Here is a 19,672-nt window from a genome sequence, read left to right as displayed (position 1 = left end):
CACAAATGTACACCCTGGTGACCTCTTCAAAATATAATTGCTTACCAATATCCATTTCGGCGGACCTTCACAAATCCCTTATGCGCCNTCATCATAATTTAAGATTGGCCGTAAAATCTTCTCAGTTTCCGCTACATCCAATCCTTTTCGTAAGGCATAACTCTGGACTTGGTCCTTCTCAATTTTTCCAACTCCAAAATACCTACTCTCCGGATGGCTAAAGTAAATGCCGCATACAGATGCTGCCGGCGTTATAGCATCGTTTTCCGTAAGTTTTGTGCCAATCATATTTGGAGCATCTAAAATCGAAAACAGGGTCCGTTTTTCCGTGTGATCAGGACAGGCAGGATAACCAGGTGCAGGCCGTATCCCCTGATACAACTCATCTATCAACGATTTATTGTCTAACTTCTCCCCAGCTTCATAACCCCAAAACTCTCTCCGAACCCTCTCATGCATATGTTCCGCAAATGCTTCAGCCAGCCTATCTGCGAGAGCTTTAACTAAAATCGCACTGTACTCGTCATTTTCAGATTCAAACTGAGCGACTACGCGCTCACAGCCATGTCCTGCCGTGACAGCAAAAGCTCCAATGTAATCTGGGATACCGCTATCCAAAGGAGCAACGAAATCGGAGAGGGCATAATTGGCCCGCAAGCCTTCCCGCTTCATCTGCTGACGCAATGTATGGAAGCGGCCTATCTCACGATTCCTATCATTATCTGAAAATAGGACGATATCATCTTCTACCGAATTCGCCGGCCAAAACCCGATAGCTGCTTTTGCTGTTAGCCAATTACCTTGGATGATTCTTTCTAACATCACCAAAGCATCTTGATATAAATTACTGGCTACCTCTCCTACCACTTCATCCTCAAGGATCGCNGGAAATCGTCCCGCTAATTCCCATGCCTGGAAAAAAGGGGTCCAGTCAATGTACTCGCGAAGCCCTACTATATCATACTCTAGGAAATACTCAGGACCTGCAGAAGGGGGCTCAGGCGGAACATAGGAATCCCAATCAATGCACAGTTTATTCCTCCGGGCCTCTGAAAGCGGGCACTTAGTTGCCTTCCTACTGGAACTCTGATGCCTTTTACGGATAAAATCTTGCTGCTGACCAATTTCATCAATAAGCCCCTGACGTTCCTGATCGGAAATCAACTTACTTACCACCCCAACTGCTGTGGAAGCATCAGTCACGTGGATAGTTGGACCACTATAAGTCGGTGCAATTTTAAGAGCGGTGTGCACCGAACTAGTGGTTGCACCACCAATCAACAAAGGCAGATCAATGGAAGCGCGATCGAGCTCCCTACCAATTGTTCGCATCTCATCCAAGCTTGGTGTTATAAGCCCCGAGAGCCCAATTAGATCAACTTTCTCCTCTTGAGCAACTGTCAAAATATCCATCCAAGGGACCATCACCCCTAAATCAACAACTTCATAGTTGTTACATTGCAGTACTATACGGACAATGTTCTTCCCGATATCGTGGACGTCCCCTTTAACAGTAGCTAATAATATCTTTCCCGCATTCCTCGCNAGAACACTTCCCTTGATTCTCTCTTCTTCCATGTACGGGGTCAAATGAGCGACGGATTGCTTCATTACCCGCGCACTCTTAACTACTTGTGGCAGAAACATCTTGCCAGCTCCAAATAATTCTCCGACCTCCCGCATTCCCTCCATCAAGTACCCTTCAATAACATCCAATGGCCTCACCGAATTTTGGCGAGCCTCTTCGGTGTCCTCGATAATATACTCACTAATACCTTGAACTAGGGAGTGCTTGAGACGTGACCCAACCTCCCCCTCACGCCACGAGAGATCTGCCAGTCGGTCTTGGACACCTTTGCCACTATGCTCATTGGCAACGGCCAACAGACGTTCTGTCGCATCTGGCTCCCGATTAAAAAAAACATCTTCGATTCGATCTCTTAGTGCCCTCGGGATTTCACTGTAAACAGGAAGGCGACCCGCATTAACGATACCCATGGTCATTCCTGCTTTAACTGCATGATATAGAAACACCGCATGCATGGCAGCTCGGACAAACTCATTGCCCCTGAAGGAAAACGAAATATTTGATACCCCGCCGGAGATATGGACGAGCGGGAACGCGTCTTTTATCCTCCTAACAGCATTGATAAAAGAAAGTGCATATTCGTTATGCTCCTGGATCCCAGTAGCAACGGCGAATATATTAGGATCAAAAATTATATCAGACGGGAAAAATCCCACCTGTCTTGTCAACAATTCATAACTGCGAGCACATATTGAAAACTTTCTCTCTTCGGTATCGGCCTGGCCTGCCTCATCAAAAGCCATCACAACGACTGCCGCACCATACTTTCGGACTAACTCCGCCTGCTTCANGAAAAGAGCCTCTCCCTCCTTGAGACTAATTGAGTTTGCTATGCTCTTGCCCTGAACATTTTGCAGGCCTGTCTCTATAACCTCCCACTTCGAAGAATCAATCATCAGAGGTACCCGACTAATCTCCGGCTCGGAGGCGATTAAACGTAAAAATCGCCTCATTTCTTGCTCACTATCTAGCAGGCCTTCATCCATATTTACGTCAAGTATCTGTGCTCCATTCAAAACCTGCTGGCGAGCGACCTGCAATGCTCCTTCATAATCTTCATCCGTTATGAGTTTGCGGAATTTAGCTGAGCCTGTCACATTCGTTCGCTCACCTATATTAACAAAGCCCGGGATCATGGCCGTACACTTACGGCTTCTAGTCCAGAAATAGCGAGCACGGGAAGCCGCNCGGGCAAGGATCGTGGAGATATTCCCTCCACTGAGGCAGCAATTGCTTCTATATGCGCGGGCGTGGTACCACAACACCCCCCCAAGATATTTACCAAGCCCTCCTCTGCCCATTCATGCAAAAACTCCGCTGTCTGTTCAGGCGTTTCTTCATATTCACCAAACTCATTAGGAAATCCAGCNTTTGGATGAGCACTNACCAAACAATCTGCAATAGGTGACAATTCAGCTACATATGGCCTCAGTTGCTCTGCCCCCAAGGAACAGTTCAGCCCCACACTTATAGGACCACAATGACGCACCGAACACCAAAATGCCTCCACCGTTTGGCCAGTTAAAGTTCGGCCCGACCGATCAGTAATAGTTCCAGAAATCATTATTGGAAGGGATGACTTCCTTTCCTCAAATAACTCCGCAAATGCAAATAGCGCTGCCTTTGCATTCAGCGTATCGAAAACTGTCTCTAATAAAAATAGATCAACCCCGCCTTCCATGAGACCTTCTGCCGCCTCACGATAACCCAGCCGTAGGTCATCGAAATTTGTAGCGCGATGAGCCGGGTCAGANACATCTGGTGAAATTGAGGCCGTTCTATTGGTCGGACCTAACGTGCCAGCCACAAACCTTGGCCGGGAGCCCGGAGCGACAGCGTTTACTGCCTGTCTAGCAAGACGCGCACCTTCAAAATTCAACTCCTTAACTATACCCTCGAGCTTATAATCGGACATAGAAATAAGGTTGGAGTTGAAGGTATTAGTAGTTAGTATATCAGCGCCCGCTTCGAGATAAGCTAGGTGGATTTCTTTGATCAAATCTGGTTGGGTCAAATTGAGTAAATCGTTTGCTCCGAATAACTCGGCTGAATAACTGGCAAACCTTTTCCCGCGATAATCAACCTCACCCAACTGCTGCCTCTGGATCATGGTGCCCATGGCTCCATCCATCACCAGAATTCGACTCTCTGCTGACTCCAGGATATTTTCCTTCATGAGCCTGCGCCTAAAAATGAAGGAGAAGAAGTAAACCTAAAACTCACAAAGTCCCATGTCGCTACAATTAAATCCGAGCGATTCAAGGTGCAGAAATGCAGCTCCTCTACGCCTTCCAAAATCAAACCTAGAAACTGATCACACCCGATATCCCGGGTCACCTTGTTGGCTTCACTAGACCCATTCGGCATTCTCCCAAAAGGCATGTCCAATCCTACCAAAAACTGCGAGCATATTTGGTTGATAAAGGCATAGTGCCCAACCGCCCGACCCACACAACAACCGTAAGTTTCCCACCTTTTAATNTGGCAAAATTTTCGAACTCCAACTCAGCCGTTTGAAACCAAGCCGCCATTTCTTTTTCCTCAAATCCAAGTCGCCGATGAGCGTAGTCCTTTCGGAGGAACTCCAGCTGATGAGAAGCAAAATCAACAACAACCAATTGCCCTCCAGGGCGGAGAACACGTGCGGCTTCCCTCAACACTCTTNNGGGCTCCTCAGCGTAATGAAGAACCATGTGGAGAACCACAACGTCAAAGGAAGCCCTAGCAAACGGCACTTTATACATATCCCCGAAGCGAGCATGACAGTTGTTGGCTCGGGCACGCCGTAACTTGGTTCTAGCAAGGCCTAGCATTCCACGAGAGGTATCGATGCCCACGCCTCTCTTTATATCATCNGCCATANCTTCTAGGATCCGTCCTGTCCCAGTGCCTATGTCTAACAAATCCGAAATCTCCCTCCCCGAAAGACACTGTTTCAAAACGGACTCGACGTTCACCTCGTCAACATGGAACCTCCTAACTTCATCCCACCTAGGAGCAAGCTCTGAAAAAAGGAGCTCAGCCTCCGATGCACGTTCACGTCTCAAGATTCTGAGACGTTCCCGATCCGAAACTAATTGCTCATCACCTATCGGAAGGAGGTCGAGGATATTTTTCGCCAGCGCCCGACTGGCGGCGTCTGAGCTAATTTTATAGAAGGCCCATGTACCTTCCTGCCTTCGCTCCAGAAGATGGCAATCGCACAATTGCCGAAGATGGTGGGATATACCAGANTGCGGCTGCCCAAGAATTTCTGTCAAATCCTTAACAGTGAGCTCTTCTGCTGAGCACAAAACCAGCAATCTCATCCGGGTCGGCTCCGCCACGGCACGAAATTTCTGCAGCAATGACTCCAAAATGCCACCTCACATTCAATGTCGTCTGTTATTACGATAAATCAATATATATTGATATACTAATTTTTGAAAGACCCACTTGTGCTATTTTGTACTTTTATTCGTTCTTAAAAAGTGGAAAGTAGACGAGCTTAAGTTTGGGCGACTGTCCTGGGAGAGGAGGGAACAAAATACTTTGGAATGTGACGTATTTTTACAACGGATTAAAAGGGACCCATAGTATTCTAGTAGGTCAAGCTAGTGTTTTTTGCCCGATTGTGGTACCGAACTTTAAGACTTGGTAGTCGGCGTCCCTCAACAGTAGCATAGTGCTCNGTTAGGGATCGGAGGCTCTGCGTATGGCCTCTTATAATAGCGTCTAAAATTGGTCTTGTCGCTGGGCCACAGCGTTTTGTAGGATGGGGAAGTATTGCGTGTTAGGTAGTCGAACATTTCTGAGGAATATATTATTGAACCACCTAAGTACCTTTAAGTTGGCCGCCCGTCCATTGCTAGTAGGCATTCTCTTAGCTGGACTGAGCGGATGTGCGACCCCACCTAAAGATCCGGAAGCGTATAGTGAGTGGGAGAGAATTAATGATCCGCTAGAACCCATGAACCGTGGGGTATTTGAGGTCAATATGCTTCTCGATGGAATTATCCTAAAACCCGTTGCTCAGGGCTATCGGTGGGTTTTCCCAAATTTTTTCCGATCCGGAGTACAGAATGCAATTGGCAATCTAGGGGAGCCACTTAATGCGGCAAATTCCCTCCTGCAAGGGGAGTTCAGCAGAGCAAGCACAGCCGTAGGCCGCTTGCTCATAAACACCACCGTCGGGCTAGCGGGCTTGATTGACGTAGCAGAAACGATTGGATTGGACCCGGTCAAGGAAGATTTTGGCCAAACCCTGGCTGTGTGGGGCATAGAAAACACCCCTTACCTAGTGCTGCCTCTGATTGGGCCATCCTCAATTAGGGATGGCATAGGAAAGGGAATAGAGTTCTTTGTAGACCCAACGGCCATTGCTCTAGAAAATTCTGATCTTGAGTGGATCACCTGGACCCTTACAGCGGTTGATATTATTGAAAGGCGGTCGCGACACATTGAAACCCTTGATGATATCGAGCGTAACTCAGTTGACTTTTATGCGGCAATTCGGAGCCTATATCGGCAAAAGAGGAATGACTTAATCCATAATGGCAATGNCCCTGAACCTGATCCGTTTTACGGACATTCGCCGGACCTCCCGGACGATAGCGAACTATCGTATGTGAATTGAACTGATGTTGCGGCGCCGCTTTTGCTTACTTAGCTTTATCGGACTTCCTTGCTTACTAGCATCTGGAAGGATAGGCGCCATCGCTTCCACAGAAACCGAGCAAGCTAAATTTGTAAGCACCCTTGTCGATAAAGCAATTAAAATACTGGAACTGCCAATCGAAAACCGAGCCGAGCGGGAAGCTGAGCTTCAAAGCTTGGTGCAGCATGATTTTGATATGCCTACTATAGTAAGATTAGTGCTAGGCAGGCATTGGCGCACAACAACAACTGGCCAGAGAACAAGGTTCTCCAATGCGTTTCTGAGTCATTTTATCAGTGTCTATTCAGATCGACTAGGCATGTACAATGGTCAGATATTGGAAATAGAAAAATCTGCCCCACTAACCGAAAAAGACACTGTGGTATTTACCCATATATCTCGGGAAGGAGCCCTGCCTCTGCGTTTGGATTGGCGTGTTCGCCAAACCAGCAAGGGGCTTAAAATAGTCGACATAGCAACCGAAGGAGTAAGCATGGTCACGACGAAACGGTCGGAATTTTCCTCGCTGGTTGCACGTGAGGGGGTGGAAGCGCTCATTGCTCGACTAGAAGGTATGAACGCTACGGCCGAAGAAGGCCGTTCATAATGGCGTCGAATAGCGGCAGAAGCATCTCATGGNGCGAACCAGTTGAGAGGATCTGTTTTCCCTGAATATGATGAATACTGACCTCCGGCTTGCACTTATTGAATGGCAAACTTGGCTTAGGACAGAACGCCGGCTAGCAGAAAACACGCTTTCTGCCTATCATCGGGACGCTGAAAGATTTCTAGCTTTTCTTGCTTCCCACAAAGGATCTGCAATGTGCTTAGACCAACTAACATCCTTGCACATCCGCGATTTTAGAGCTTGGTTAACACAACTTCACAATGAAGGGCTGAGCCCGCGCTCGAGATCACGGGCTCTAGCTTCTGTTAGAAATCTCTTTCACTTTCTGGATAAAGAAAAATACGGCCAGAATGCAGCCATATCAGCCATACGAAGGCCCAAAATGGATAAGCCGCTGCCCCATTCCACCCACTTGGAACTAATAGAACAGGTCATCCATGCAGCCGGTTCAAAAAGGCACGGTCGAGCGCACTGGATCGGGCTGCGAGACCAGGCCCTCTTGACCATGTTATATGGCGCTGGGCTCAGAATAGGCGANGCACTAAGCCTTAACGCCAGCGTTTTCGATGGTGATCCCGAAACACTGATAATTAATGGCAAGGGAAACCATCAAAGGATGGTCCCTATCCTTCCCCTTATAAGAGAGCGGGTTGCCAGATATAAGNATCAGTGCCCCTATCACTTTAGCCATGGGACAGCCTTATTTCTAGGGACAAGAGGAAAACGACTTAACGCTGGAGTCGTCCAAAAACTAGTCAGGAGCCTGAGGCAGGAGCTAAATATGGGGGACGCCCTGACCCCTCACGGGCTTCGGCACAGCTTTGCAACGCACCTACTATCAAACGGCGGAAATTTACGGATCATCCAAGAGTTGCTGGGCCATTCTAGCCTTTCTACAACGCAGCAATACACGACTGTTGCCGACAGGGAACTCCGCGGGGTTTTTCGGAACGCCCACCCGCGTGCAAAGGCCTGATCCTAACGACCTCGATGTGCCCGCCCCTCAATAGAAGAAAAACACTCTACTTTTTCAGAGCCGCCAGCATAGCGACACCCATTTCGGCTGGCGACCCGACAACATGAACCCCCGCTCCTTTGAGGGCATTGATTTTGGCCCGAGCCCCGCCTGACCCGCCGGCCACGATAGCCCCAGCATGACCCATGCGCCGTCCTGGAGGAGCAGTAGTCCCAGCTATGAAACCCACCATTGGTTTTCGCTTATCACCAAGGCTCTGCAGATACTCAGCAGCGGCTTCTTCAGCAGACCCCCCTATTTCNCCTATCATAACCACCCCTTCCGTTTCAGAATCAGCCATAAAGAGTTCAAGACACTCTATGAAACTGGTTCCGTTTACCGGATCTCCCCCAATCCCAATGCAAGTAGTTTGACCAAGGCCGACAGCCGTCGTCTGTGCCACAGCCTCATAGGTCAATGTGCCAGATCGTGAAACGATTCCAATTTTTCCTGGCTCGTGAATATGACCAGGCATAATCCCTATTTTGCATTGTCCAGGAGTTATAATNCCAGGGCAATTCGGTCCTATTAATCGAGTACCACTACCTGCTAATTGCCGCTTCAAGAAGACCATATCCTGAACCGGAATTCCTTCCGTAATACACACCACCAACTCTATACCAGCCTCAATTGCCTCACATATGGCAGCAGCCGCAAATGGCGGAGGAACATACACAACAGTAGCGGTAGCCTGTGTTTTTTCCACCGCTTCCTGGACAGTATCAAAAATTGGCCTTCCAAGGTGTTGTTGCCCCCCCTTCCCAGGGGTGACACCCCCAACCAATTGAGTGCCATATTCTATCGCCTGCTCGGAGTGAAACGTACCCTGCTTACCCGTAAAACCCTGGCATATAACACGAGTGCTGCTATCAACCAGAATCGACATTACAACTACCTCTTAACCGCACTGACTATCTTCTTAGCTGCATCAGACAGGTCACCGGCGGTTGTCACCTTGAGCCCCGATCGACCAAGAATTTTATTTCCCAACTCTACATTAGTGCCCTCCAACCGAACGACCAGTGGAATCTCTAGGCCCACTTCTTCGGCAGCCCCTACTATGCCCTCCGCTATTATATCGCATCTCATAATTCCCCCAAATATGTTAACTAAAACCCCCTCTACGGCCGGATCAGCTAAAATAATTTTGAAGGCTGCCTTAACCCGATCACCAGTCGCTCCACCACCCACATCTAAAAAGTTTGCGGGGCTAGCGCCAAATAACTCAATGATATCCATCGTGGCCATTGCCAATCCCGCACCATTCACCATGCAACCAATGTTTCCATTAAGTTTTATGTAATTCAAACCTTGGTCCTCAGCCATTCGCTCCCGTTCATCTTCCTCATCTACATCCCTCAAGGCCAGTATCTCCGGATGTCGGAACAGGGCATTGTCGTCAAAATTAATTTTCGCATCCAACGCCACAATCCTCTCGTCTCTTGTTACAACGGCTGGATTTATTTCCACCAGACTAGCATCGGTCGAAGTGTAGAGATCATAAAGGCCCGTTATAAATTCAATACCTGCATCAAGTGTTTGCCCCTCTATGCCTAATGTCATCAAAAGATTGCGGGCGTGGAAAGGTTTCAGGCCAATCATCGGGTCAACGGCTATTCTGCTGACCTTCTCTGGGCTGTGCTCAGCCACCTCCTCTATATTCATCCCCCCTTCCGAGGACCCTATTAATGATACACGAGCATTATTACGATCCAAAAGAACCGCAACATAAAGTTCCCGCTCAATCTCGCACCCATCCTCAATATAAATTTTTCTGACTGTCTTGCCGTCTGATCCAGTTTGAGGGGTCACAAGCTGCATTCCAATCATTGCAGCAGCGGCTTCAACCACAGCCTCAACACTATGACAAATTCTTACTCCACCCCCTTTACCGCGGCCTCCAGCATGTATTTGAGCCTTTACCACCCAAACCGGTCCCCCGAGCTCTTTGGCTACCTGCTCTACCTCCCTAATATCAGAAACCATCTTACCATTTGGAACTGAAACGTTACTCTTTCGGAGAAGGTTTTTTGCCTGATACTCATGGATATTCATTTAAGTAGTTTCCACTTCATTTCCAGAACAGGTTATGAACGGGCAAATCTCTTCCGCCTTTGTATTTTTTTCACTAATGCCACAAGGTTCTTCACAGCGACTACTGATTTTTGAAATTGTGACATTTCAGTTCTACTGAGAGCTATCTCCACGACCCTCTCGACCCCCCTAGAACCAATTATGACAGGGACCCCAACATAAATTCCTTTAACACCGTACTGCCCGTTCAAAAAAGCTGCACATGGAAGCACCCGTTTCTGATCTTTTATATAAGCCTCTGCCATTTCAATGGCGGCTGTCGCTGGAGCATAAAATGCCGAACCAGCTTTTAGCAACTTAACTATTTCCGCCCCTCCATCTCGAGTTCTCTGCACAATCTCACTTAGTTGGGTTTTAGAAATCCAGCCCATCTTAACCAAATCCGGAAGAGGAATCCCAGCAACAGTAGAATAGCGAGGCAAGGGAACCATTGTGTCTCCGTGACCACCTAGAACAAAGGCTGTTACATCCTTTACCGAAACGCCCATTTCTTCCGCCAGAAAATACCGAAACCTGGCTGAATCTAAAATACCGGCCATCCCAACAACCTTATTATGAGGCAAACCGCTAGCTTTCTGCAAAACCAGAACCATTGCATCTAGTGGATTAGTAATACAAATGACAAAGGCGTTCGGGCAATTTGCCTTTATACCTGCTCCAACTGCCTCCATCACACCTGTGTTGACACTAACGAGATCATCCCGACTCATGCCTGGCTTACGAGGGATCCCCGCGGTCACAATAACAACATCAGCACCTCGGATGGCCCGATAGTTGTTTGTGCCCACATACTTTGCATCAAAACCACTGACTGGCGAGGCCTCCACTATATCCAAAGCCTTCCCTTGCGGAACGCCCTTCACAATATCGAACAATACAACGTCGCCGAGTTCCTGTAGTCCCGCCAAATGCGCCAAGGTACCACCAATATTACCAGCGCCTATTAGAGCAATCTTTTTTCGAGCCATTCCACTATGCCTCCCTGAAGGTATTATTCCTTTGAACGTCCGGTAGGTACCCTATTACTTGCCTTAAGGGCAAGTCTCTCAGCTACAAATTTCTCAAGCGGGCATCCTGAGACAAATAAGCTGAAGTTTGCATCTCTCGCAATCTCGACGCGGTCCGAATAAATTGGCGGGCCCCCTTGCCACGAACATATAATTCCTCCGGTTTACCAGCAGCACTACATACCAATTTGACTTTATGCTCATATAGCACATCGATAAGAACGGAGAAACGACGCGCCTCGTTTCTCTGCTCCGGCCGCATGATAGGGATATCAGATATAACCAAGGTATGAAATCGATCAATAATTGCTAGGTAATCGGCAATTCCCACGGCCTCCTCGCAGAGCTCACCAAAATTAAACCATGCTACACCCTTGTTTGCCCGTCCCACGTGTAGAAGCCTACCTTCCACCATAAGCTCTTCCGACCTACTATCGCCCCCACCGGTAAGAGTGTCAAACAGTCCTCTTAATGCAATGTGTGCGGCATCATCTATGGAACTAAAATACACCCGCCGAGAGCTCAACCCTAATAGGCGGTAGTCAACACCATCACCCAAGAAAATAAGCTCAATCTGTTCCTTCAAAAGCTCTATGAATGGAATAAATAGTTCTCTCTGTAGTCCCCCAGAATATAAGTCTTCAGGACACCAATTAGAGGTGGTGACAAGCCGTACCTTATTATCGAGAAGACTAGAAAATATTCGGCGAATTATTAGCGCGTCAGCAACGTCACTTATCTCAAATTCGTCGAAGCAGAGCAGATCAATTTTCTTCGATAAGGAATGTGCCAATGCGATAATAGGATCCTCAAAATCATCCTGCTCTTTGCCCTTTTTTCGCCGGGCATGTATCCATTGGTGCGCTTCCCGCATGAAAATATGGAAGTGCACTCGCCGCTTCCGAGTGGACTTTACAGAAGAAAAAAACATATCCATTAGCATTGTCTTTCCACGCCCTACCCCACCAAAGAGATAAATGCCTGTGGGCCTCCCGGTGGCCTTGGCGGAACGGGACCGACGCCACCAGCGAAACAGTTTCCTGGGGCCATCGTCAGTTGCAGAAAGGCTGTTGATAAATTGTGAAAGGACCCGGACAGCCTTCTCCTGTTGCGGATCCCACTGAAGGTCGCCACTTCTAACCCGCTCGGAATAAAACCTAGTCAGGTCAGTTGCATTGTTTGTGACTCTAGCCACGTCTGGTAAACAGCTCACTTCAATGTTGGGATTGAGAAGTCAGCTCCTTGACGTATGCCTGAAGGCCACCGGGAGGTCACCGTTTTCAACCTCGTGTAAAACCTAACACCATCCATTCCATGAGTGTTTGATGCACCAAACATTGAGTCCTTCCACCCACCAAAACTATGATAGGCGACCGGAACAGGAATCGGGACATTAACGCCGACCATTCCAATGTTTGACCGATTAGAGAAATCTCTAGCTGCGTCGCCATCACGGGTAAAAATTGCCGTCCCATTCCCAAATGGATTGTCCCTAACCAATTGGAGAGCTGATTCATAATCGGGAACACGAACTACGGAAAGCACTGGACCAAAAATTTCTTCCTTGTAGATACTCATCTCAGGCACGACTTTATCAAACAAACATCCACCAAGGAAAAAGCCATTTTCGTAGCCTTGTAGACTAACATCCCGGCCATCCACTACCAATTCGGCGCCATCAGTTACTCCTGCATCTACCAAACCTTTTATTCGCGCTAAGGCTTCTTTGGTTATCACAGGTCCCATTTCCGCCTCTAAATCGGAGTAAGGTCCAATTTTTAAATTCCTCACACGGGGGGCCAAACGTTCGATTAGTGGGTCCGCAGAACTGCCTACAGCAACCGCAACAGATACCGCCATGCAGCGCTCTCCTGCCGAACCATAAGCTGCTCCCATCAAAGCGTCTGTTGCCTGCTCGAGGTCAGCATCCGGCATAACTACCATGTGGTTTTTAGCACCTCCTAGGGCCTGAACACGTTTTCCAGCGGCAGCGGCGGTTGCATAAACATACTTTGCTATCGGGGTTGATCCCACAAAACTAATTGCATCAATGCCTGGATCATTCAGCAGTGTGGCAACAGCGTCTTTATCGCCATTGATGACATTTAGAACACCAGCTGGGGCACCAGCTTGATGGAGCAATTGTGCCAAGAACAATGGGCATGACGGATCCTTTTCGGACGGCTTAAGAACAAATGTGTTGCCACAAGCAATGGCCAAAGGAAACATCCAGAGAGGAATCATAGCAGGAAAATTAAAGGGAGTTATGCCAGCACAAACACCAACTGGTTGTCGTAGTGAGTAAGAATCTACGTTCGTTCCCACCTGTTCCGTAAATTCACCCTTGAGAAGGTGAGGGATACCACAAGCAAATTCAACAACCTCCAAGCCTCGAGTGATGGATCCTCGCGCGTCCTCCAACGTTTTACCATGCTCCGACGAAACCAAGACTGCTATTTCATCCATGTGCTCTTCAAGCAAAGCCTTAAAACGGAACATAACTCTAGCTCTCTGAATTGGAGGAGTGGCTGCCCAGTTTGGTAAGGCTTCAGTAGCCGCATTTATTGCGGCTGATATTTCCTCAACACCTGCGAATGGAACCCGAGACACCACATCTCCTGTCGCTGGATCAAAAACATCCCCAAATTTACCTCGTTGTTGATGCAGTTTTTCCCCGCTAATCCAATGGTACAAACTCTTTGCCATATTCACTCCCCCCGGTCAGGCCTACACCTAATTTGATTTTCCCAATAAGGCTTAGCCCCTTCACTCAGCCCACGCAAGTTGTTACTCTAACGGCTTGTCCGATAAAATAAAAAAATCCTCCAAAAGGCCCCGCCAACCCGCTCAAGCACCCCAAAATAGGACAAGAATCAATTCCAACAAGCTTCCGTGGACGTAGCTATTAGGTGAATAATCACTACAATAGGGGATAATCATTAATACAAATCCAAAGGTACCCAATGTCGGAATATGAGTTTGTTAACATGGAACAAGATGGGCCAATCACCCTAATTACTATCAATCGCCCTGATGTTTACAATGCACTACATGCACCCGCACATATAGAGTTTGATCAAGTGTTTGACAAATTCGCGTCAGATCCAAAACAATGGGTTGCGATTATTACTGGGGCCGGTGATAAGGCATTTAGCGCAGGAAATGACCTGAAATATCAGGCTGCCGGGGGCCCCCGTGGTCGTCCAGCCAACGGCTTCGCGGGTCTGACAGAACGATTCAATCTAAACAAACCAATTATCGCGGCCGTGAATGGCTTTGCAATGGGCGGCGGCTTTGAGATTGCCCTCGCCTGTGACCTCATTATAGCATCAGATAACGCTATTTTTGCACTGCCTGAACCCAGAGTTGGCCTAGCCGCACTCGCCGGAGGTTTACACCGGCTTCCGCGTATTATCCCTCAAAAACAAGCACTTGGGATGATTTTAACTGGCCGGAGGGTAACAGCTGCAGAGGGCCAACAACTTGGTTTTGTCAACGAAGTAACAAAACCGGAACGGCTTCTAGATGTCGCCCGAACTTGGGCCAACCAAATTCTCGAGTGCTCACCCATGTCAATTCGTGCGTCCAAACAAAGTGTGTATGAGGGGTTAAGACAGCCAGATTTAAAAAATGCAATGGAAGAAGTTTATCCTGCTGTTCAAGCCCTTTACGATAGCTCGGACTTCGTTGAAGGACCAAAGGCATTTTCGGAAAAACGCCCACCTAAATGGAAAGCTGAGTAAAATCGAGAAATATATTGGGAAACCCATCGAATGAGCTAACGTAGTTGGCTAGTAAATTACGATGGAACAAAAGTGGTTTTTTATAGCTTACAATAACTTCGAGGAATACCATGCCAGCAAAAGACACCGTCGCCAAGATTACTAAAATGACTTTTGAGGAGGCCTTAGCTGAGCTGGAAGAAATAATTCGTCGCCTAGAGGGCGGAAATACGGATTTGAACGATGCTATCACTGCCTATGAGCGAGGAACCGCCCTCAAACGTCATTGTGATGACAAACTACGTGATGCTCAGGAAAAAATTAGCCGCATCAAATTGGATGAGGCAGGCAGCATTAGCAGCGTAACTCACGAACTCCCAAAAGAAAAATAACCTTGAACTCGTTACACAATGCAATGGCGGAAACAGCAGCCGCCATCGACGAGGAGCTGGAGAAGCTCATTCCTGCTGAGACAGGCCCTTTAGCAAACCTAATGGCATCACTCCGTTACTCCGCAATTGGGGGCGGAAAGAGATTACGTCCTTTCTTAACTATTCAAACTTCTCTTCTGTTTTCTGTCCCAAAATTACAAGCCCTGTGCGTTGCAACAGCAATTGAGTTGGTCCACTGTTATTCTCTTGTACACGATGATTTGCCCGCGATGGACAACGATGACTTCCGTAGGGGGAAACCCACTAACCATAAGGTGTTTGGTGATGGGCTAGCAATCCTCGCTGGGGACGGCTTACTTACCTTGGCATTTGCAACTTTGAATGGTAGCAACAGCGGGATTAGCTCCAATATGCGCTCCCAACTCACCCTCGCATTAGCAAAAGCTGCTGGTATAAATGGAATGATCGGTGGGCAGGCGATAGACCTTCAAGCCCCACGCCAAACCATGGCTCCATCAGAGATTAGACACCTGCAAGGCCTTAAAACCGGTGCCCTGATATGTTTCGCAGTTGATGCGGGGGCTGTCCTGGGTTCCGCTACTCCAAAGGAGAGAGATGCACTAAAAGGATACGCAAGTTCCTTGGGGTCGGCCTTTCAAATCGTTGATGATCTCCTTGATATAGAAGGAAACTCCAGTAAAGTCGGAAAAAGACTCAGAAAAGATACAGACGCTGGCAAAGCAACTCTAGTCAACTCCTTGGGTACAAACGAGGCTAGGAGGGAAGCTCAAAAAATGACAATGCAAGCGTTAGGCTACCTCGAATGTTTTGGTGAGAAAGCAGAACTCCTCCGTGAAGTCACCCGATTTTTATTTGTGCGAAACCACTAACTGAGTTCTTACCAACCCTATGAAGCACACCTCTTCTTAAATTCAATAGATGAAAACCCCCAATATCTTTAGACTTGATGACCTTCTTGTCCTACGTCAAATGGCTAAAACCAAAACGCAGGCAAAAGCTTGCATCATGGCCGGGCTCGTATTTCACGGCAGTACCCGCCTGGACAAACCAGGACATAAGGTAAAAGCGGACATCCAGATTCACTTGCGGGAGAAGCCTCATCCGTGGGTCTCTCGTGGAGGAATTAAGCTTGCTCATGCGATAGACCACTTCCAACTATCTATAAATCAAAAGGTTTGCATGGACATCGGATCTTCGACTGGGGGTTTTACAGATGTACTCCTGTCGAAGGGGGCTAAAAAAGTATATGCCATAGACAGTGGAAAAGGACAGCTAGACTGGGGTCTGCGAAACACGGAAAAAGTTGTAGCGCTCGAAAGGACCAACGCCCGCCATCTCACCTCTCAACAAATCCCGGAAGCAATTGAAATAATCACATGTGATGCTAGTTTTATTAGCCTAACCAAAATTCTACCCACCCCGCTCACATTCGCAAAAACTAACGCTTTCCTAATAGCACTAATCAAACCACAATTTGAAACGAGCCGAGAGCACATCAGTAAGGGGGGAGTCGTCCGTGATCCCCAACTCCACAACTCCGCTTGCAAAAAAATCCACAGCTGGATCACAATAGAAACACCATGGACACCCCTCGGGATTGAACCAAGCCCAATCACCGGTCCCAAGGGAAATCGGGAGTTCTTAATCGTGGCGCAACTTCAGTCGTGAGTTTTGAACGGCCATGGAAACTTATGGGCTTGAGCTAACGCCGAATGTACCAATTGTAGATACCGGAAATCACTAGAAAAAGCAGTACTACTGCCGCCGCATCCATTAAATACGATCCCCAGGAACCCAAAATACGACCACTGTGGAGATCCAACAGCACGCGCTCCCAAGGGAGGCCCCTACCACGAAACGCCAACAGCACCGATTCTTTAACTTCGGCTGGCGCTTCCTGAGCCAACGCCCATTCAGGTTCTTCAACTGAGCGCTTCCACGTTAAGAACCCATCCAAAGAGGCAAAATTGTCTTCTCCCGACTGGATGTAGATAGCCGCCTTTAAGTGCCCTATACGACTAATGGCTCCAGCCTTCCAGCTGAGCTTCTCAACCAATTGTCCATTATCCTCAACGAGATAGATGGTATCGCGGCTTGCAATAACTATTACCCCGTCGCCTTGCACTGCCCCTACCAATGAACCCTTAAATGAAGGCACAGGGACTGCGTCCATAAACAAGCCCCCATCTACTTCCGACAGCCAGCGGCTCCCAACCCGAAAATTGACAGGCGACCTTTCAGGGGCAATCCCGTACCAGGTCAAAAGCCAATCGTTACCAACGAACTGGCTATCTAAGTTTAATCGCTCAGTATGGTTGAGGGCTATCCCAGTGATGATGAGAATAGCCACAAGCACGGAAGCAACCACCCCCAAATTACCATGCCAGCGAAATATCCAGGGGTTAAGGTGCATTATCCGGTAACGGCGGTCAAAAACCTTCCAACTACTTGGTCTCAGTATCAATCTCCTCGGCTAAATAGAGTGCCAAGCGGCCCAGTCTTGTCAAAGCACTCACCGACAACGTAGCACCCGAAATACCATCTATTCTGCGGTCTAACCGGTAATCGCCATCAACCGTAGCCCCCACGAATTGATCCGTAAAGAATTTGTGTCTGACCTCCCAACCCCGGCTCTCACGGTAGATCAAAACTGCAACTCGTTCGATTTTCCCACCCTTCACGACATAACCAGTCGTAATAGGCTTTACCTTGCCAATCTCCTCTAATATCCAGGCGCTACGAGAATCGTCCATCCAATATCTAACCCGTCTTGCCCCCTTCCCATGGGACATGATCCTGCTGGTTATAGCCTTTCGGTCTTTGGTTATCCACAACACCTCTGGTTCCGGCAATGGAGATCCGAAGACTTCTTTTAAGAACTCAGTTGGTTCTAGGTACACCTCCTCGGCTCCGAGTTCGTGACCGCCACAAATCAGCACTAAAAAACAACAAACTATATACGGGCGCATCCTGAAAGAGTTCATCCTGAAACCAGTCATGAAAAATGAGGGGACCTTTCAGTCCCCTCATATACTAAGAGTCGTTCTTATTCACAATAGTAATGCGAACTATTCGCATATTTCTATATTTACGAACGGACGCTAGAACTGCCACCCAATACCCAGGTTCAGGCGGTCATCATCACTATTGCTGCCTTCGATGCTCACCTCATCGTAATCTGCCTTTAAGACGACATCAGGGTGGATCCAATAGTTGAACCCAACAGTAATCCCATCCTCTTCACTACCAGTACTGTCACCAGCTTTAGTATCAAGGGCATAATAGCGGGCAAATATCCCAAGCTCACCATCGCCACCCGCGCCAGGAACAGCAAAGCGATAGGAAGGCTCAATAAAATACCCCCATTGCTCATCTCTGCCAAACGATGCTGCACCAACACCCGTGGTTCCACCATCCATATCCCAGGCGGCATACATTGCCTTAAGCCCCACAGGACCATTGCGATAGTCGAGGGTCGCATTGTACAGATAGGCGCTTGTATCAAAATCTGTGTCCGTATTAGGCTCTGCCTGGCCCTGTGTCAGGTCGTCCTGATATTGTATGCCAGCTGTCAGGTTGAGCCCTGGCATGCCAGCATACCGGAGCCGAAATGTTGCAGCTGGCCTGTTTGCAACAGCCTCGGCAACTTTTTGACGACCACTCCGTATGGCAAAAGCGCTGCTACCCGTGGTGGGAACCTCAAGTCCAGAGTGAAAAAAGAAATCGTATCCCAATCCTTCACTTAACTCTCCTTTGGAACCCACGCCCGCTTCCCACCAAGTAGTAGGAATAATCTGAGAATGGACCCGGTCACGTTCAACGCCAAAAAAGGTGGGTGGTTCATGGGTTTCGTTCAACATACCCACTGGAACCAACACAACTCCCGCATAAAGTTGGTTAGTAGGAGCATTATTGTATTCGATAAATGCCTGTTCGAGTTCAACCTCACCAGGCTTGCCGTCACCCGCCAGCGCGTGTTCCAGCTCAAATTCGCCTATCACCCGTAACTTGTCATTAAATTCATACTCAGTGAAAAGCACCCAACGATGGACGTCAATCTGCTGCTTGTCACCCGCATTGTAATGCACTTCAGCATAGCCGCCCCACAGAAGGTCGCCGCCTCCGTGGCCATGGCCACCCGAACCCGACTCCTCTATCATTTCACCAGTAGTCTCGACCTTCATTTCGAGCTCCTGGATTTTATCCCACATTTCTTCCGCAGTAGGCGGCTCCGCAAAAACTTGCGCAGACGCAACACAGAGGCCTAGCCCGATGGTGGCCGCACTAAATATTACATTACTTCCTTTATTCTTCATCTGAGAATGCCTTTTATTATCAATAATTCTCCATTAGATAATGATATGCAGTCTCATTCGCAATGCTTTTAAGAGTCATTCTCATCTAAACCAAGCGACTGTGTTATTTATACCACAGACGAGAACCCCACCCCAGTTTGGCCGCCCAAATTACGACCTAAACAAAAGCGCCCGCCAGTCGACGACAACTAGCGGGCACTATATGCAGGTAAAGATGAGCAAAGGGCTTGTTTAGGCTGGCGAGAAGGGACTA

Annotated in this window: 17 protein-coding genes and 1 pseudogene; 7 read left to right on the top strand and 11 right to left on the bottom strand. The window is 48.1% G+C overall.

From position 1 onward, the window contains the following. Positions 1-78: 78 nt before the first annotated feature. From CMM32_02055 to CMM32_02045, 3 genes and pseudogenes are all read right to left on the bottom strand, one after another. Positions 79-3,764 (bottom strand): annotated as a pseudogene (locus tag CMM32_02055) (methionine synthase). Further along, positions 3,761-3,970: a hypothetical protein gene (locus CMM32_02050; GenBank protein MBT05688.1), complete on the bottom strand. Its 210-nt coding sequence runs from the start codon at positions 3,968-3,970 to the stop codon at positions 3,761-3,763. Before CMM32_02050 ends, CMM32_02055 begins: the two are co-directional and overlap by 4 nt. An 8-nt stretch (positions 3,971-3,978) precedes the next feature. After that, positions 3,979-4,896: an ArsR family transcriptional regulator gene (locus tag CMM32_02045; GenBank protein MBT05687.1), complete on the bottom strand. Its 918-nt coding sequence runs from the start codon at positions 4,894-4,896 to the stop codon at positions 3,979-3,981. Positions 4,897-5,342: 446 nt separating this feature from the next. On the opposite strand from CMM32_02045, the gene CMM32_02040 reads away from it, so the two are divergent. The 3 genes from CMM32_02040 (at position 5,343) to CMM32_02030 (ending at position 7,828) form a co-directional block, all read left to right on the top strand. Next, entirely contained in the window at positions 5,343-6,203 is an 861-nt protein-coding gene (locus tag CMM32_02040; GenBank protein MBT05686.1) for a hypothetical protein, read from the top strand. 4 nt (positions 6,204-6,207) lie between these two features. Next, positions 6,208-6,831: a hypothetical protein gene (locus CMM32_02035; GenBank protein ID MBT05685.1), complete on the top strand. Its 624-nt coding sequence runs from the start codon at positions 6,208-6,210 to the stop codon at positions 6,829-6,831. Between the two features lie 67 nt (positions 6,832-6,898). Beyond that, positions 6,899-7,828 (top strand): recombinase XerC, encoded by a 930-nt coding sequence (locus CMM32_02030; GenBank protein ID MBT05684.1) that lies wholly within the window; start codon positions 6,899-6,901, stop codon positions 7,826-7,828. 46 nt (positions 7,829-7,874) lie between these two features. On the opposite strand, the gene CMM32_02025 is transcribed toward CMM32_02030, so the two are convergent. From CMM32_02025 to mmsA, 5 genes are all read right to left on the bottom strand, one after another. After that, complete coding sequence (locus tag CMM32_02025; protein MBT05683.1) at positions 7,875-8,753, bottom strand: succinate--CoA ligase subunit alpha; 879 nt, start codon at positions 8,751-8,753, stop codon at positions 7,875-7,877. Positions 8,754-8,758: 5 nt separating this feature from the next. Further along, a complete protein-coding gene (locus tag CMM32_02020) occupies positions 8,759-9,922 on the bottom strand; it encodes an ADP-forming succinate--CoA ligase subunit beta (GenBank protein ID MBT05682.1) in 1,164 nt (387 codons plus the stop codon). Between the two features lie 32 nt (positions 9,923-9,954). Further along, positions 9,955-10,929: a malate dehydrogenase gene (gene mdh, locus CMM32_02015; GenBank protein ID MBT05681.1), complete on the bottom strand. Its 975-nt coding sequence runs from the start codon at positions 10,927-10,929 to the stop codon at positions 9,955-9,957. Positions 10,930-11,011: 82 nt separating this feature from the next. Then, entirely contained in the window at positions 11,012-12,187 is a 1,176-nt protein-coding gene (locus CMM32_02010) for a cell division protein ZapE (protein ID MBT05680.1), read from the bottom strand. Further along, entirely contained in the window at positions 12,178-13,674 is a 1,497-nt protein-coding gene (gene mmsA, locus CMM32_02005) for a methylmalonate-semialdehyde dehydrogenase (CoA acylating) (GenBank protein ID MBT05679.1), read from the bottom strand. Before mmsA ends, CMM32_02010 begins: the two co-directional genes overlap by 10 nt. Before the next feature lie 257 nt (positions 13,675-13,931). On the opposite strand from mmsA, the gene CMM32_02000 reads away from it, so the two are divergent. The 4 genes from CMM32_02000 to CMM32_01985 all read left to right on the top strand — a co-directional run bounded on the left by CMM32_02000 (position 13,932) and on the right by CMM32_01985 (position 16,771). Beyond that, entirely contained in the window at positions 13,932-14,711 is a 780-nt protein-coding gene (locus CMM32_02000) for an enoyl-CoA hydratase (protein ID MBT05678.1), read from the top strand. A gap of 110 nt (positions 14,712-14,821) precedes the next feature. Further along, positions 14,822-15,082 (top strand): exodeoxyribonuclease VII small subunit, encoded by a 261-nt coding sequence (locus CMM32_01995; GenBank protein ID MBT05677.1) that lies wholly within the window; start codon positions 14,822-14,824, stop codon positions 15,080-15,082. Positions 15,083-15,105: 23 nt separating this feature from the next. Then, positions 15,106-15,972 (top strand): farnesyl-diphosphate synthase, encoded by an 867-nt coding sequence (locus CMM32_01990; GenBank protein MBT05676.1) that lies wholly within the window; start codon positions 15,106-15,108, stop codon positions 15,970-15,972. 49 nt (positions 15,973-16,021) lie between these two features. Continuing rightward, positions 16,022-16,771 carry a TlyA family rRNA (cytidine-2'-O)-methyltransferase gene (locus CMM32_01985; GenBank protein ID MBT05675.1) on the top strand — a complete coding sequence of 250 codons (750 nt, stop codon included), beginning with the start codon at positions 16,022-16,024 and terminating at the stop codon, positions 16,769-16,771. A gap of 34 nt (positions 16,772-16,805) precedes the next feature. On the opposite strand, the gene CMM32_01980 is transcribed toward CMM32_01985, so the two are convergent. From CMM32_01980 to CMM32_01970, 3 genes are all read right to left on the bottom strand, one after another. Then, positions 16,806-17,516 carry a hypothetical protein gene (locus CMM32_01980; protein MBT05674.1) on the bottom strand — a complete coding sequence of 237 codons (711 nt, stop codon included), beginning with the start codon at positions 17,514-17,516 and terminating at the stop codon, positions 16,806-16,808. Positions 17,517-17,547: 31 nt separating this feature from the next. Further along, the gene (locus tag CMM32_01975) at positions 17,548-18,102 is read right to left on the bottom strand and encodes an FMN-binding protein (protein MBT05673.1); all 555 of its coding nucleotides are present in this window, start codon (positions 18,100-18,102) and stop codon (positions 17,548-17,550) included. 102 nt (positions 18,103-18,204) lie between these two features. After that, positions 18,205-19,419, bottom strand: coding sequence for a porin (locus CMM32_01970; GenBank protein MBT05672.1), 1,215 nt, complete (start codon positions 19,417-19,419; stop codon positions 18,205-18,207). Positions 19,420-19,672 lie beyond the last annotated feature (253 nt).

The organism is Rhodospirillaceae bacterium (assembly GCA_002728255.1).
Taxonomy (GTDB): domain Bacteria; phylum Pseudomonadota; class Alphaproteobacteria; order UBA7887; family UBA7887.
This window is presented reverse-complemented; position numbering and strand designations above follow the sequence as displayed.